We start from the raw sequence: 221 nt of genomic DNA on the forward strand, positions 1-221 counted from the left end.
AAAACGATGAAAGCGATGATCCGTGCCGGAAAATATCCCAGACGATATCCTTCAGAAGCACTTCACCGGGATTTAATAAAACAGCTCATCAGCGCAATCACCAGTACAATGGCGGTTTCCGGAAGTGCTGTCAGTGGTGTTATACGTTCACCGGGAAGTATCAACACCTCCGGTGAATATGTTTTTGGATTATTACAGTCAGTGGGTACCATTAATTAAAT

Annotated in this window: 1 pseudogene; it reads left to right on the plus strand. The window is 43.4% G+C overall.

The features are described 5' to 3' along the window. Positions 1 to 219, plus strand: a pseudogene (locus FDX22_RS30620) (hypothetical protein); the annotation flags it as partial. Positions 220 to 221: the final 2 nt, after the last annotated feature.

It is taken from the genome of Citrobacter sp. TBCS-14 (genome assembly GCF_005280805.1).
Classification (GTDB): Bacteria; Pseudomonadota; Gammaproteobacteria; order Enterobacterales; family Enterobacteriaceae; genus Citrobacter; species Citrobacter gillenii.